The 14620-nt window shown below is 40.4% G+C and carries 16 protein-coding genes and 2 pseudogenes; 4 read left to right on the top strand and 14 right to left on the bottom strand.

The genetic code is table 11. From position 1 onward, the window contains the following. On the bottom strand, positions 1–206 hold a 206-nt coding region (locus V7L05_RS17010; RefSeq protein ID WP_335165674.1), incomplete at its 3' end, for a hypothetical protein. 729 nt (positions 207–935) lie between these two features. Here V7L05_RS17010 and V7L05_RS17005 point away from each other — a divergent pair. Beyond that, positions 936–1409 (top strand): annotated as a pseudogene (locus V7L05_RS17005) (BamA/TamA family outer membrane protein); the annotation flags it as partial. A gap of 378 nt (positions 1410–1787) precedes the next feature. Then, positions 1788–2996 carry a bacteriohopanetetrol glucosamine biosynthesis glycosyltransferase HpnI gene (gene hpnI / locus V7L05_RS17000; RefSeq protein WP_335165672.1) on the top strand — a complete coding sequence of 403 codons (1209 nt, stop codon included), beginning with the start codon at positions 1788–1790 and terminating at the stop codon, positions 2994–2996. 16 nt (positions 2997–3012) lie between these two features. Here hpnI and V7L05_RS16995 read toward each other — a convergent pair whose 3' ends face one another. The 8 genes from V7L05_RS16995 to V7L05_RS16960 all read right to left on the bottom strand — a co-directional run bounded on the left by V7L05_RS16995 (position 3013) and on the right by V7L05_RS16960 (position 11492). Continuing rightward, positions 3013–3549, bottom strand: a complete 537-nt coding sequence (locus V7L05_RS16995) for an efflux RND transporter permease subunit (RefSeq protein ID WP_335165675.1) — start codon at positions 3547–3549, stop codon at positions 3013–3015. A 26-nt stretch (positions 3550–3575) separates the two neighbouring features. Beyond that, complete coding sequence (locus V7L05_RS16990) at positions 3576–5339, bottom strand: efflux RND transporter permease subunit (protein WP_335165670.1); 1764 nt, start codon at positions 5337–5339, stop codon at positions 3576–3578. A 302-nt stretch (positions 5340–5641) separates the two neighbouring features. Next, on the bottom strand, positions 5642–6115 hold the full coding sequence (locus tag V7L05_RS16985) for a DUF2808 domain-containing protein (protein ID WP_335165669.1): 474 nt from the start codon (positions 6113–6115) through the stop codon (positions 5642–5644). A 1103-nt stretch (positions 6116–7218) separates the two neighbouring features. Then, the gene (locus V7L05_RS16980; protein ID WP_335165667.1) at positions 7219–8463 is read right to left on the bottom strand and encodes a HAMP domain-containing sensor histidine kinase; all 1245 of its coding nucleotides are present in this window, start codon (positions 8461–8463) and stop codon (positions 7219–7221) included. 15 nt (positions 8464–8478) lie between these two features. Continuing rightward, on the bottom strand, positions 8479–9153 hold the full coding sequence (locus V7L05_RS16975; RefSeq protein WP_335165665.1) for a response regulator transcription factor: 675 nt from the start codon (positions 9151–9153) through the stop codon (positions 8479–8481). A 36-nt stretch (positions 9154–9189) separates the two neighbouring features. Further along, the gene (locus V7L05_RS16970) at positions 9190–9933 is read right to left on the bottom strand and encodes a COG4705 family protein (RefSeq protein WP_335165663.1); all 744 of its coding nucleotides are present in this window, start codon (positions 9931–9933) and stop codon (positions 9190–9192) included. Between the two features lie 229 nt (positions 9934–10162). Continuing rightward, positions 10163–10930 carry a COG4705 family protein gene (locus V7L05_RS16965; protein ID WP_335165661.1) on the bottom strand — a complete coding sequence of 256 codons (768 nt, stop codon included), beginning with the start codon at positions 10928–10930 and terminating at the stop codon, positions 10163–10165. 253 nt (positions 10931–11183) lie between these two features. After that, complete coding sequence (locus V7L05_RS16960) at positions 11184–11492, bottom strand: hypothetical protein (protein WP_335165659.1); 309 nt, start codon at positions 11490–11492, stop codon at positions 11184–11186. Positions 11493–12003: 511 nt separating this feature from the next. On the opposite strand from V7L05_RS16960, the gene V7L05_RS16955 reads away from it, so the two are divergent. Further along, positions 12004–12384 (top strand): transposase, encoded by a 381-nt coding sequence (locus V7L05_RS16955; RefSeq protein WP_335165657.1) that lies wholly within the window; start codon positions 12004–12006, stop codon positions 12382–12384. Between the two features lie 22 nt (positions 12385–12406). Here the strand turns inward: V7L05_RS16955 and V7L05_RS16950 are convergent, their stop codons facing one another. After that, positions 12407–12607, bottom strand: a complete 201-nt coding sequence (locus tag V7L05_RS16950) for a hypothetical protein (RefSeq protein WP_335165655.1) — start codon at positions 12605–12607, stop codon at positions 12407–12409. Here V7L05_RS16950 and V7L05_RS16945 point away from each other — a divergent pair. After that, positions 12601–12888, top strand: coding sequence for a hypothetical protein (locus tag V7L05_RS16945; protein WP_335165653.1), 288 nt, complete (start codon positions 12601–12603; stop codon positions 12886–12888). The two genes, V7L05_RS16950 and V7L05_RS16945, sit on opposite strands and share 7 nt — an antisense overlap. 55 nt (positions 12889–12943) lie before the next feature. Here V7L05_RS16945 and V7L05_RS16940 read toward each other — a convergent pair whose 3' ends face one another. From V7L05_RS16940 to V7L05_RS16925, 4 genes and pseudogenes are all read right to left on the bottom strand, one after another. Continuing rightward, positions 12944–13327, bottom strand: a complete 384-nt coding sequence (locus tag V7L05_RS16940) for a glycosyltransferase (RefSeq protein ID WP_335165651.1) — start codon at positions 13325–13327, stop codon at positions 12944–12946. 660 nt (positions 13328–13987) lie between these two features. After that, entirely contained in the window at positions 13988–14173 is a 186-nt protein-coding gene (locus V7L05_RS16935) for a glycosyltransferase (protein WP_335165649.1), read from the bottom strand. 40 nt (positions 14174–14213) lie between these two features. Then, entirely contained in the window at positions 14214–14402 is a 189-nt protein-coding gene (locus tag V7L05_RS16930) for a hypothetical protein (RefSeq protein ID WP_335165646.1), read from the bottom strand. 8 nt (positions 14403–14410) lie between these two features. After that, positions 14411–14620, bottom strand: a pseudogene (locus V7L05_RS16925) (oxidoreductase); the annotation flags it as partial.

Here is a 14620-nt window from a genome sequence, read left to right as displayed (position 1 = left end):
CGCGTAATGTATAGGCGACGGGCTGCACTATCCAATGTCAGGTAATCCCATCCTCCTTCTCCACCCAGAGGTATTTTTTTAATTATGTGGTAGTTGTGACTTGGTAATGTGCCACTAATTACCGCATTTTGAAAGCAAAAGCTCAAACCGGAGATGAACACAGAGGCAATAGCTGTGCCAATCCTACGAGAAATTATAGTGTTCAAAAATATATCCCTTTCCTTTTACAATTATTTTTCGGATATTACCAGACTTCGATTGTATTGGGAGCAGTGCCCCAAAGTTAGCTGCTAAAAATTAGTGGGATAAATCGAATGGCACGCTTGTTTTCACCAAATCCACAAGGTATAAGGATCTCTAGGGTGTAAGGGTGTAGGGAATATTGGTCAAAAACTAAGAACTAAATACGAGGTTCTTGAATCATCTCTTTTCAACAACCTCCTTTGTTTTTACTAGATCGCCGACGGCGGGGCTTCTCTCAAGCAATACAATTATAGAGAACAAAAGTCAAGAACTCGGAAAGATTTGCTTCAATTTAAAAAATTATACTGCACTCGCTTTAGCAATAAAGTCATAAAAAAATTAAGTCATTCATCTGAATCTTTCCAAGTTCTTGACCTTTGCTGCTTATAATCACAAACCTATATCTCAGATAAATTTACACGATGAATATTTCAACTAATCCAGCTATAGCCATAGCTTTCATCAGTATTTTTGGCTTTGGTGGTCAGTTGCTTTGCATAACAGCATGATTACTTTGCGATGGGCTACACCCAGCCGGAGGCGATCGCTAAGTGGCTCTTGTGGAGTCCCGCATATGGTAACGATGAGGAATGTAAAGTAAAATGCGTCTATTCCCCGTATTGGTAGCAGTAGTAGCAATTGCAGTTCCTTTAAGCGAATGCAAGAATGCAAATGGACAAACTGCTGACACGGGACAGGTATTCAACCGTAATACCCTGCAAAAAGACTTGCAACGGGTATATGGACTGGGACTATTTGAAGATGTAAATGTCTCCCTTGACCCTAGCACTGACCCCAGCAAAGTAGATGTAGTGGTGAATGTGGCCGAACGCAGTGGCGGTTCGGTTGCAGTTGGGGGTGGCATTAGTTCTGCTAGTGGACTGTTTGGCACTGTTAGCTATCAACAGCAAAACCTAAACGGAAAAAACCAAAAATTGGGTGCGGAAGTACAGGTGGGACAGAGGGATTTGCTGTTTGACCTGCGATTTACAGATCCCTGGATTGCGGGAGACCCCTACCGGACTTCTTACACAACTAATCTTTTTCGCCGTAGCTCGATTTCGTTGATTTTTGATGGCAAAAATAATGATATTAAGACCTTTGAAACAGGGAAAACGAATGGCGATCGCCCCCGTGTCCTCCGTCTAGGTGGCGCACTATTTTTTGATATCGGCAGCGATCTGGGAAGTAGTACCAGATCGGCGGAGGTGCTGAACAAAAACGGTACTGGCTACGGTTATGGTCTTGGTATTGGCGAAAGGTTTTAAGTTATTAGCAGTCACCGATAAATAGCAAATAATCGCTGACTGTCCTGGTTTCTAATTGTGATTTTGAAACTTTCTGGAATAATCCCAAAATAATGTCATTCCTTCTCAAAAAGCCAATTCTTTCCGAGTTCTTGACTTTTTATCTTTAAATTCAGATCGCAAACCCCGAAATACATCATATAACTACAGACGTTAAACTTGCTTTAGTGAAAGTAGATACTGATGGTCTGTAATCAATATTTATCGACGAAATCGGGAGATTAATGCTTTAAGTCAATGGAAATTTTTGCATCTGCTTTTTTGACAAATATCAACCTGAAAATTATTGACGTTTTAATAGTAATTCTTTGCTTGTCAGCTATCCTATTTTATTGTTACTCAATCTATTCAGCAGTTGTCACCTTCGGAGAATCCCATATATATGCTCCCAATTTTTATCCACCCATTACTATCCTGAAGCCAATTTGCGGACTGGACAGAGATATCTACGGAAATTTGGCAACATTTTGCCGACAGGAATATTCAACTTACCAGATTATCTTCAGCGTCCGCAGCCCACAAGATCCTGGAATAGATGTAGTCAAACAAATTATCCAAGACTTTCCGAGACTAGATATTCAGTTAATAGTCTGCGATCGCATTATTGGTACAAACCTAAAGGTGAGTAATCTGGCAAATGCTTTATCTTTCGCAAAATACGAAATCCTAGTTATTGCTGATAGCGACATCCGAGTTGGGAAAGACTACTTGCAGCGAGTTGTTCAACCACTACATAATAAGAATGTTGGTGTTGTCACCTGTTTATATCGTTCTGTAGCACAGGGATGGGTAGAAAAGTTAGAAGCGGTTGGGACTGCTTGCGATTTTAACGCAGGTGCTATTACCAGCAAACAGTTAGAGGGTATGAAGTTCGCACTCGGTTCAACAATTGTAATTCGTCGAGAAGTGCTAAAAGCAATCGGGGGATTTGAAGCGATCGCCGATTATCTCGCAGACGATTTCCAACTTGGCTATCTAACTGCCCAAATGGGTTACAAGGTCATGCTTTCTAACTATATAGTAGAACACATATTATTTGCTAACACCTTGATTGATTCTATTCAGCGTCAGATTCGCTGGTTGCGCGGTATTCGAGTTTCTCGTCCTTGGGGTTATTTTGGACTAGTTTTTACTTACGGAAACATCACTAGCTTAATACTAACAATAACTATAAAAGGGTCTATTTTGTGTTGGTTTGGACTAGCTATTACCTGGATAGTACGTTTAATAATGGGCTGGATTGTTGGTGTCAAATATCTTCAAGATTCGAGCGCTAAAAAATATTTCTGGCTTATAATTTTACGAGACTTGATGAGTTTTGCAATCTGGTGCTATTGTTTTTTTGGCACTACAATTGAGTGGCGGGGGCTACAATTTAAGTTAACTAAAGATGGTAAAATCATACCTAAAGTAAAAGATTTAACAGAACAGTTGTCAGATACATGATAATTTGCATAGCATTTTAACGCTGAAATCGAGAAACGATACGAAACACAACTGGGACAAATACTAGGGTAAAAATAGTAGAAAGTGAAAGCCCACCGATAACGGCGATCGCTAATGGCTTTTGCAATTCTGATCCCGCACCTAAACCCAAAGCTAAAGGCATTAAACCCAGAATAGTACAGAGTGTGGTCATCAAAATTGGTCGCAGCCGGACACGACCAGCTTCAAGTAAAGCAGATTCTAGAGTATGACCCTCTAAACGTAAACGGTTGATATATTCCAACAAAATAATTCCATTTTTTACCACTAAACCCACCAGCAAAATAATCCCCATAAACGATGAGACATTCAGTGGTGTCTGAGTAACCCACAAACTCAGCACTACTCCTAAAAGCGCTAAGGGAATTGTCGTAAAAATTACTAGTGGTTGTAGTAAGTCACGGAACTGTATAACCAGCACCAGATAGACTAGCAATACTCCTAAACCCATGACCATCAGTAATTGTGAGAAAGACTGCTGCTGAGAAGCAATTAATCCACCGACTGAGAGGATGTAGCCTTGAGGTAGTTTGAATCCGGCTAATTTTTTATTGATATCTTGGACAACCGAACCACGCTAGGTTTTTCTACACCACCGTTAAAAGAAATGTAACGCTGCTGGTTCTCACGCAGAATCGCTTCTTCGCCTGTTATTGATTTGATCTTAGCTATGGCAGAAAGCGGTAATATGATGCCATTCGTACCGACAATTGGGATTTGGTCTAGTTGTTGCGGATCTCGACGCACACTGTCTAAAAGGTGAACCCGCACATCTACTAACTTGTCACCCTGACGAATCTGAGTTGCTACCCGTCCAAACAAGCCATCCTGTACTTGCTGTGCAACGTCTGATTCTGTTAATCCTAACTGTCCAGCTTGTATGGAATCAACGCGCATATCTAATTGCGGTAAGATCACTCCACCACTAGACACCAAGTCTACCAAACCAGGAATATTATCAATACGGGCTTGAACTTGCTCTCCTAATTTACGCAGAATACCTGGTTCTTCGCCAAAGATTCGCACTTCTACAGGACTAGCTGCACCAGAAAGGTCGTTAAGTTCATCTTGTAGGATTTGGTGAAAGTCAATATTTAACTGGGGTAACTTTTTAGAAATATCTTGTCGTTGAGCTTCGATGATATCAAAGACTTGGCGTTGACGCTGCCTCAGTGGTTTGAGGACGACAATAATATCACCTTTATTCGGCTGAGTCGCAAATAAACCATTTTCTGCACCTGTACGTCGTGTCCAATTTGTGACTTCAGGGGTTTTGCCGATAATTTCTTCCAATTGGCGTGCGAGAAAGTCCGTTTCAGTTAAGGATGTTCCTGGTGGTGTGAGGTAATCAATGATGTAACTGCCTTCATCAAAGGTTGGTAAAAAATCCGAACCTAGCTGAGTAAATAATACTGCCCCTACTGCTAGTAGAGACAGTGCGATCGCACCAACCCAACGCGCTTTTCCAAACACAACACGCAGTAGCCGCGTATAAGCATTGTCCAGCTTAACTAACAATTTGGGTTCTGAGTGATTTGACTGACGCCGCAGCCAGCTTGCTGCTAGTAGAGGAGTAAGAGTCAGCGCCAACAGTAGAGAGAAACCAACCGCAGCAGTTAAGGTAGTGGTCAAACTAGTAAAAAACTGTCCGGCAACACCTGATAACAGTCCCAAAGGCAGAAACACTGCTACTGTGGTGATCGTGGAACTAATTACGGGTTCAGTTAATTCAGCCATTGCTGCGGCGACAGCTGCGGTTGAGTTCAAGTCTTTTTGCAGTTGGCGGTCGATGTTTTCAATTACCACAATCGCATCATCAATTACCAAACCAATGGCTACCGCTAGTCCTCCCAAAGACATGAGATTCAGACTTTGACCAACGAAGGATAACACCCCAAAGGCCGCAAGTGCAGACAGAGGAATAGTGATGGCAGCAATTACTGTACTACGCCATTCTCGTAAAAATACGTATAGTACAATGATAATCAGGACAATACCAATAGCAATAGAATCGCGGACATTAGCGATCGCGTCTACAACTAATCCAGATTCATCGTAAGCTTTAGCGATTTGCACTCCTGGCGGCAAGCTTTTTTCCAGCGACTTAATCTCCTGCTGTACTGCCTCAGCTACAGCTACAACATTCCCAGCTTCAGCAATTACGGCAATCCGAGGAAAGGATAATTCGGGATAAACTCCACTGGGCAGATTACTGTAAGATAATATACCTAAAATTGCCATGAACACAAATATTAGGTAAATCGCTTTTGCTTGAAATTGTAGTAGTTTGGTAAAACGAATCATTGTTTCACCTCTTGTATAGCAGTACCATCTGCCAATCCGTAAGCCCCTTTAGCTACAACTCGTTCATTACCTGTTAATCCTGACACAATCTCAACGCGGGAAGCAAAGCCGCCACCAAACCAGTTTGACCATACTCATAGCTTTTGCGGGATAAATTGAGAACTTCTAGAGCTTAAACATCCTAGCGACTCAATTGTTATGCATAAAGACAATACTAATACACGTGACACCCGCAGTCATACTCCTCTGATCACAACCATCACGGCTAAAATTGCTGTGCAACTTTTTACTAAAAACACCTGTTAGTAAATTCGTAGCCGAAATACACCCACTGGGATATCTGCATTCAGCCCCACAAGTCTGACAGAAACCGGATAGAGCCAAGCATTAGAAGTTCCTGAGATTAAGACACGATTGAGATCAATGTTAAGTTCAGTTCCAGGAGCTACCTGTTGAGGGAAAGCAATTGCAATGGTTCTACCATTGACAGTAATATTGGCAGCAATTTTTTGACCAGACTGGTCAGATAAGTTAATATCATTCTTTACAGTTAAACCTTGAGGTACAGCAATAGTCATTTGGGATAAAGCTCTGCTATCTTGAGGAATTTTTAGCTGCAAAGAATCTCTGACAACTTTCGCCTTATTTTGAGGGAATTGCACTGCTCCAACAATGTTAGGAAATCTGCTATTTTTCGTCGTGTTTGTGCCATAGGCAGCAGATGATAAAGACGCAATTATTAAAGTTAATGCAACAGCATGAATTAGCTTTTTCATGTTAACCTTCCTGAAAAATATAGTGAGCAAATTTAGTCTGGATAACAAAAGTTAAGAACTTGGAAATTTAGTACAATATTATTGACAGATTCTACTGAAATCAGCTTTCTATATCGCTAAAGGTAGAGATAGGGAAAAGCCAAGCAAGAGATGGATGTTGAGTTATGTTTTTCAACCACTGTTCAATAGCACAACTAAAACTCAAATTTATGGTTATCAATCAGTAATCTCTGCTAAGTAGTTGCACTTTACACACTAAAAGTAAAGAACTCGAAAAGATTTACCTGAATCTGTTAAGCGTAGGTTTACCAGGGCAAACGCATCTAAATTACTCTTGACCACGACCAAGATTAAGAATCAACGAAAGAATCAGTATTTCTCGCTTGGTCTAGTTTGCAGAACTCAAAGCGATGCCTGCGGTTCTTGCTAGCCAACGCCTAAAGTTTTAGCAAGAAGCATAAGTTAATGAGATTGATTTAGACTCTATTGAGAATATACTGCTCTTATTGACATGATGCGGCCGCCCTGGTAGGTTTACAGGCTTTGGATTTATATGGAAGGGCAGAACTATAAAAGCGATCGCGTAAACTGACTTTTGAGCGCTTGTGCGATCGCTTGATATTATTATCACCCTGATACTTGTCTCAGTTCTCTTTCGTCTAGTTTCTTAATTCCGCCCATAGTTGATGATTACATAGCATAGGTTTGAATTATTACTGACTTAAGTGGTATGTCTATAGTCATACCAACACCTCTAAAAGAAACAGAGTATACTAAAGTCTGTGCTTCACCTGGAATTTCAACACCTTTGAGAGAAACTGTCAGTGTAGTACCAGGAGTTCCGAAATATTTGAGTTAATAAAAAACTCCACGCCACTTGCGGGATGGAGTTTTTAGTCATTAGTCATTAGTCATTAGTACCAATGACCAATGACCAATGACTTTTGACTAATGACTAAAGCGGCGGGGCGGCTATCCCTCTACAGACACCTGGGGTGGAGTTTCCCGCCGCTTTTTATTAAAGGGGTGACAATTTTAAAAGTTTTAGTCTTTATGGTTAATATAGCTAGATTCTGATACTTAATAAGACATTTTTATAAACATTAATTAAGTGAAAATGCTGGGAAATGCACAGTAAAACAACTACCAATTCCCAATTGACTTGTGGCAGTAATTAATCCACCGTGATTCTCAGCAATAGCTTGAGCAATAGCCAATCCCAAACCAGAACCACCAGAATTATAAGAACGTGATTTATCTGCTCGCCAAAAACGCTCAAAAATATTTTCTAAATCTCGTGGTGCAATTCCTACACCCGTATCTTGGACATTAACTACTAGATGGGAAACACTACGATTAGCTGTGATTTCTATTGTCCCTTTTGACGGTGTGTAATGTATAGCGTTTTGAATTAAGTTACTAAATAATCGTGTTATCTGATTCGGATCGCCTAACAGATAAAGCTTTTCAGTCAATTGACTTTTCAGATGAATTTCTTTAGCCATTACTTGCGGCTGATATAGTTGCATTAAGTTATTTAAAATTGAACTAAGATTAACAGTTTCTTTGATGTGGTTAGGAATATTATCATAACGAGCTAAAAATAGTAAGTCTTCTGTAAGTCGAGTCATTTGGTTAGTAGCACTAGAAATAGCCTGAAATTTTTCTGCGTCAGTTTCTCGCATTCCCTCTGGATACTTGAGTGCTACCCCTGCATTACTTTTAATCGCCATTAAAGGACTGCGGAGTTCATGGGAAGCGTCAGCAGTAAACTGTTTTAATCGTTCAAAGCTTTCTTCAATTGGTTGCATCGCTTGACGAGTCAGCCAAACTCCACCAGCACTACTAATAATCAAAGCTACAACAATTCCACCGCCTAACCCCAAATCTAATTTATTTAAAGTTTCATCGAATTCTTCTAGAGATTGACTTGCTCTTACATATCCAATGAACTGTTTATCATCACTATTAATAATGGGTAAAGTAACAGATTGAATGCGATTTTTACCAACTGGATTAATTTCTTCTCCTTCTTTTACATGAGTAGGTAAACTTAATATATCTTGTCCCTCTTTTGCGATGAGATTACCTTTAGTATCAAACCAGTTTAATTCTTGATGATTTTTAAACAATTTATCTTGAGGGAAGTCATTTTCAATTCTAATTTTACCGTTATCAAACTCGGCATTAGCAGCACCAACTTGTGCTAATGCAGCAAGTTTTTGTGTTTGTTGTTTATAGAGGCTATGGGTGAAGACAATCCGAACAGCAATTGCAAATCCACCTAAGATTAATGATAAAACGATTAAATAAGACAACAGTAAACGACGGCGAATTTTTTCAAACATCAGCTAAATTTGCATTTATTTAGGACACAGGCGATAACCAAAACCATAAACAGTTTCGATAAAATCCTCTGAACTTCCTACCGCTCTGAGTTTCTTTCTTAAATTTGTCATATGAGTTTTAACGGTTTCTTCCCCGGATAATTTATCAAACTCCCACAATTTATCTAAAATTGCCGAGCGAGTTAAAACTTGAGTAGGATTTTTCAAAAAGCATTCTAATATCATGTATTCTTTATGTGTTAATGATAAACGTTTACTTGCATAAGTCACATGATAATTATTAGGGTCTAATTGTAAATCACCGTGAATTAAAATTAGTTGGTGAGTTTCTGGGCTTCTCCGACATAAAGCTCTAATTCGTGCTGCTAATTCTTCTAGTTCAAATGGTTTAACTAAATAATCATCGGCACCAGCATCGAGTCCAGTTATTTTATCTGGTGTTGTATCTCGTGCTGTCAACATCAAAATAAAAGCATTACATTTAGCAGCACGTAACCGTTTACAGAGAGTAATTCCATCTAAGTGCGGCAACATTAAATCTAATAAAATGAAATCATAATTACCTGCTTCGGCATATTCCCAACCTTCAATCCCATCACAAGCAATATCAACAGCATGATGCTGGTGTTTTAAATCTTCGGCTAAGGGTTTAGCGATGCGATCGTCATCTTCAATTATTAAAATTCTCATATCTTTATGCTATGGTCATCCATCTGCTTAAACGCATCACTCAATTGGGTGACGCACTTTTTTCTCCTTTCGCACGGAAAAGAATAGGACAACTGCCAGCATGATAAAGGCGATCGCCGAAGCATAGCCCCTTGGCAGTGATAGACCGCCATTTTTGACTGGTTTGGTCAGAAAATCTCCGAAGGTGGCTCCAAAGGGTCGCGTGAAGATGAACGCCAGCCAGAATAGGAGAATATCGCTCAACTTTGTTACGTAGTGAAGGGCGATGACAACACCAATGACACTGGCTGTCACGAATGCGCCCTGGATATAGCTCAGTCCCAAGTTGCTTGTCAGAAAGTCACCAAAGGCCGTTCCCAAACTGTTGGAGAACACGACAGCCAGCCAATAGGTGGTCTCTGCGTCTTTCCTGATGATCGGATAAACGCTCAAATCTCGATCCCGGTAGTACCAGATGGCAAGAACGCTCAACAGACCGGCTACCAGAATCAGCGATCCCACTGCGTAGCCCAGCCCGAGAGATCGATCCATCAGGTCTGAAACTTCGGTTCCGGCTGTGGTTGTCGCAATGATCGCCACCCAGTAAAGCACTGGACGATATCTGTCCGATTGAATTTGAAAAAACAGGAGAATAGCCAGAATGGCGAACGTTATGGCAAAGGCTACGTAATACCCCAGTCCGAGAGACATTGATATAAAGTCACCTGCCGTCTCGCCGAGCGTCGTGGCGATGATCTTCATGATCCAGAAGAAAATTGTGACTTTTGCAACTTTGTTCATTTATTTTTCACAAGAAAAATAGTCAGTCATCATAATTCAGATTAGCGCAGTCTGCTAGAAACAATTAAGATATCAATGGCACGCTTGAAAAGCTCTAAGCTATGTGGAATAAGCACTACATTGAAAGCTATTGAACAGTCAACACATAGCTTAGGTAATCGCAAATTGCTAACAAAATCGCCTCTTCACAAACAGAAAAATGCCATTCGTTCGAGAAGGCGATCGCTAATCAGTCTTGTCGGTCAATTGGCAGTAAGGCTGGTTTCTTCTGCTTAAGGCTTAAGTAAATAACCAGACTCGCAATTATAGAAAGAAAAATCATACTAGTCCCAACCGTACCTAAACCAAAGCCACCATTTGTAGCAGATTGGGATAGTAAATCACCCATAGATGCTCCAAGTGGACGAGTCAAGATGTAAGCTAACCAGAATGCCAAAACTGCATTCATCCGAAAGTAATAATAACCGGTCGCTATGATTGCAATTGAAGCGCCAAATATCAGTGCTGATTGTGCATAACCCACTTTCAAAGCTTCTGCTAAAAGGTCTCCTGTTGCAGTGCCCAAGGCAAAGGTAAACAAAACAGCCACCCAATAGAAAAGCTCTCTTTTAGCTGTATTGATGGAGTGCATGGCTAATGTCTTTTCGTTTGAATACCACAGCGCAAAAACTACCAACAAGGAAACACTAAAAATTACAGTAGTTGTCATCAAACTAACTCCAAGCTCGTCTACCAATCTATCAGTGATCAGAGTGCCAACGATACTTATCAAAACGACCACAAACCAGAAACTTGCTGGAACATAGCGTTTCAGCTTAAACTGATTCAACAGCGCAACCAGTAACACGCCGCTCATAATGTCAGATGTAATACCTAAACCCAGATTCAGGGTTGCTGACAGAAAATCTGCTGCGGTTTCACCTAGCGTGGTTGCCAGAACCTTAATAATCCAGAAGTAAATTGTCACCTCTGGAACCCTGTTTAATATCTTCTTCATGATATTTGTCTTTCTCAATCTTTCGCTATAAGTAAGATGACAGCACGTTTGTTTTTGCCAAATCCATAAGGTATAAGGATCTCTAGGGTGTGAGGGGGTAGGGGATATTGGTCAAAAACTAAGAACCGAACGAAGAATATAAAACATACAACGCTTTTTCCTACACACCACTACCTGCAACCCTAATCTCATTCCTGCCAAGAGTTTCACGTTTATAAGCGTGCCATTCGTCAGATAACATCACATCCTAAACTTAGCTGTGGTGCCTCCTTGCGTGATGATATTTTTTATCGTGTACTAAATGATACTTAGCTTGATTTCTTCTATGCGTTCTTGTCACAGACACTCTTCTACCATCACTAGCTTCTCTATCCCCATCTTCATGACCACTATCACGATCATGAGGGCTATCCACTTCAGCAATTTGGACCCCGCTAGCAGACTGTGATGTAGCTAAAAGATGAGATGGTAATTGATCGGCATACGTTGTTTGGATATAACCACCAAATGCCAAAATGCTTACAACAACAGTTGACAGAATAGTTTTAGGGTAATTTTTCATGATGCAAAGCCTTTTGCTCTTTCTCGTCAGTAATTCAACAGTAGACATTAAAAGTCAAGAACTGGAAAAGATTTTGCTAACTACTTCAACCAACAGGCAAATAGTGAATTCGCAGATCAAGTGAATTTTTGTAACTAATCATAAATGTTTCTAATATAATCAGATCGAAGATATTTTAACTGTTTTTTAAATATTTTATAACTTTAGCTTAACCTTACTCCTGGGCGATCACAACATCAAAGACAATCAAAATATGGGGTCTTTCATTGAGCATTTTGTGCCAGAAAATCTCGTAAAGAAGTCGGAAGTCGGAAGTCGGAAGTCGGAAGTAAAGTTATTGTAAGGGGATTTGACCCCGACCCAAAACTTACCTATTTTTTGAACCGGGGGACTTAAACCCACGGAGTTTATTAATTCAGAGTCGAAAAATCTAGTACAAATTAACGCGTTGAAAGGGCTGGACTTAAGCCCGTATTACGAAAAGTATGGGCACCATCTGGAGAACAACCGATTGCTCCGGTTAATTGGCGATATCAGTGGTTGTGGTTGTATGGTTTTGTACATCCTGAATCAGGCCAGACAAAAGGCGTGGATTCTACCTTACGTGCGAACCGATATATTTAATCTTGTTTTAGCCAACTTCGCTAAACATTTTGAGGTTGGCAAAAACAAGCAGATTGTTCTGGCAATGGATCAAGCTGGATGGCATACTAGCCGCGAACTAGAAGTCCCGCAAGGTATTCACATTATATTTATGCCTTCACATTCTCCTGAACTTCAACCCGCAGAAAGGTTATGGCCAGTAACTAATGAAGCGATCGCTAACGAGTCCTTTGATTCTTTAGATCACTTAGAAGAGGCTTTATTTCAACGTTGCTCCCGTCATATCTGATGACCAGGATCTAATCCGTGGTCTAACTTATTACCATTGGTGGCCGCAAACAAATAGAAGTTTTACTACGTGCATTTAACCGGATTTGATATGAGTGCATCTTAGCCGCCGTAACTTCTCCTATACCGTGAAACTTTTCAATCGGCAGATCCTCTACAAAGGCGATCGCTTGCTCCGGTAAAATCACGGTTAGTCCGTTGGGCTTGTTCTGCCCTGATGCCATTTTTGCAAGAAACTTGTTATGTCCTCTACAAAACTTGTCAGAAGATGTTTGGCAGGCCAATCAAGATTACTGGCTTTTTCCTGATCTACATTCCAAACTATCGTTTATTTCATGGGGCTTTTCAAGTTGAAGGACGTATTGGGGGTGTGATTTATTTCGATGATATCAAAATTGGGTTAATTGCAGTGTCGGCAGATTATCCCCCTACCGATGCGGTTAAATATTCACGTTTTACTGAGGTGATTCAACTGTCTGCTCCTAATGGCAACGATTACAATTGAGAGAAGCACAACTTATAGATGTCAGTGATGATGTATTTTAATTGTCTGGGATTTCTCACCCAATCAAACCCAAATGCCGATGAAATGCTTCAACTGCATTCGCCACACCATCTTCACCCCTGATTTTCTCACCCAACTCTTGTGCTTTCTTCCGCATCACCTCATCGCCCAGTACTACTTCAATCGCTGCTGCTAAAGTTTTATCTGACACTTTCTTGTACGGTATCGGCGCAGGGCTGACTCCTAACCGAGTTAGCTTTTCACCCCAAACTGGCTGATCTGCAAAAAAGGGTACGGTAACTGATGGTGTCCCTGCACGTAACACTGCCGCCGTTGTACTAGCTCCTGCGTGATGCACTACTGCTGGCACTTGAGGAAACAACCAATCATGGGGAACTTCCTTGATCACAAACACTCGTAGCGAATCTTTTATATTCACCGTTCTTCCAACGTCGCCCCAGCCTGATCGAACAATTCGCAATTCGCAATTCGCAATTCGCAATTGCAGACGTAATTAAATAATTGAGCCGTTGGGATACAAGCCCCTTTAATTTATTAATGGAAGATGAAGAAATGCATTGCATAAATTTTCAAACCCTTGCCTGAAGACATGGGGTACTAACTGCGAATTGCGAATTGCGAATTGGTAATTGCTCTGATGTGTTTTCTTCAAAGCTTCCACAATGTAGTGTGTGAGATATTCTGAATTCGGCATCGTCATGCTCCCAAATCCAAAACATAAAGGTAATTGCTTTTTCCCCAGAAAATCCTCTAGTTCCAGGGGTGGCTCGTATTCGGAGGCTTGCTCAATAAACCAAAAACCAGTCAAACCAATTCGCAATTCGCAGTTACAATTAGTGAGGGCTTGAACCCACCACTACGAAAGTTGACCACTCATTCAGAGAATCATTGTTGGCTCTGTACTCGTTAATTAACAATTAAATAATTAAGGTTCTTCAGTACCTGTTATGCCAAATTATTAGTTAAACATCAAAATTTGGCTTAAAAAATAAGGTTAAAAGCCAAAATTATTGCTAAAACCCTAAAATGTTAGTAAATAATGTTAATTATATTGATAAATAAGGGTTTCAGGGTTTTATCACTTTAAATCGAACTTTCTAACAAATAACTCAAAGTTCTCATGCGTTGCAACCGTTACTTCATGCCCAGCACGTTTCAAGCCAATAGCCAAAGCGCAGTATGGTTGCAAATCTCCTCTTGAACCTACTGTTAGAATCGTAATTTTCAGTTTTCGGCTTAGTGCTATAGGTAGACTTTGGCTCAAATCTTTTTCCTGCTGAAAACTCCAGTATCTAAAAATTGTACTAATTTCCTGCGCGTCTAGGCGATAAACCAATACAGTTTAGATCAGCCTGCTTTTTCGTAACTATTCCTTTGCCTTCACAGAGGAACTTTCTTAACTGAACCACATTGAGCCAATTGCGTAGGCGCAGCCCGTCGTAGACATCGCTATTGCATTGGTTAATAATATACAACCAAAACAATTCACGCATGATCAATCTCATGAAATGCTTAAGGGAATCCCGTTATCTTTGGGTTTTAAATTGAGAATAAACGGAACAGCTTTCAATACCCAATCGGACACGGGTGTATAATTAGCAGCTTCTTCTCCAAAGCTAATAGAGAGCATATCTGTATGAATAATCCCTGGATTAAGGGGTATAGCTGCCATACCATTCGGCAATTCTTGTGCCAAAGAACGAGTTAATCC

Source organism: Nostoc sp. (assembly GCF_036917755.1).
Classification (GTDB): domain Bacteria; phylum Cyanobacteriota; class Cyanobacteriia; order Cyanobacteriales; family Nostocaceae; genus Nostoc.
This window is presented reverse-complemented; position numbering and strand designations above follow the sequence as displayed.

Coding starts and splice junctions, on each gene's coding strand:
- hpnI (WP_335165672.1), top strand. CDS start 1,788: ATGGAAATTTTTGCATCTGCTTTTTTGACAAATATCAACCTGAAAATT.
- V7L05_RS16990 (WP_335165670.1), bottom strand. CDS start 5,339: ATGATTCGTTTTACCAAACTACTACAATTTCAAGCAAAAGCGATTTAC.
- V7L05_RS16985 (WP_335165669.1), bottom strand. CDS start 6,115: ATGAAAAAGCTAATTCATGCTGTTGCATTAACTTTAATAATTGCGTCT.
- V7L05_RS16980 (WP_335165667.1), bottom strand. CDS start 8,463: ATGTTTGAAAAAATTCGCCGTCGTTTACTGTTGTCTTATTTAATCGTT.
- V7L05_RS16975 (WP_335165665.1), bottom strand. CDS start 9,153: ATGAGAATTTTAATAATTGAAGATGACGATCGCATCGCTAAACCCTTA.
- V7L05_RS16970 (WP_335165663.1), bottom strand. CDS start 9,933: ATGAACAAAGTTGCAAAAGTCACAATTTTCTTCTGGATCATGAAGATC.
- V7L05_RS16965 (WP_335165661.1), bottom strand. CDS start 10,930: ATGAAGAAGATATTAAACAGGGTTCCAGAGGTGACAATTTACTTCTGG.
- V7L05_RS16960 (WP_335165659.1), bottom strand. CDS start 11,492: ATGAAAAATTACCCTAAAACTATTCTGTCAACTGTTGTTGTAAGCATT.
- V7L05_RS16945 (WP_335165653.1), top strand. CDS start 12,601: ATGCCATTTTTGCAAGAAACTTGTTATGTCCTCTACAAAACTTGTCAG.
- V7L05_RS16950 (WP_335165655.1), bottom strand. CDS start 12,607: ATGGCATCAGGGCAGAACAAGCCCAACGGACTAACCGTGATTTTACCG.
- V7L05_RS16930 (WP_335165646.1), bottom strand. CDS start 14,402: ATGCGTGAATTGTTTTGGTTGTATATTATTAACCAATGCAATAGCGAT.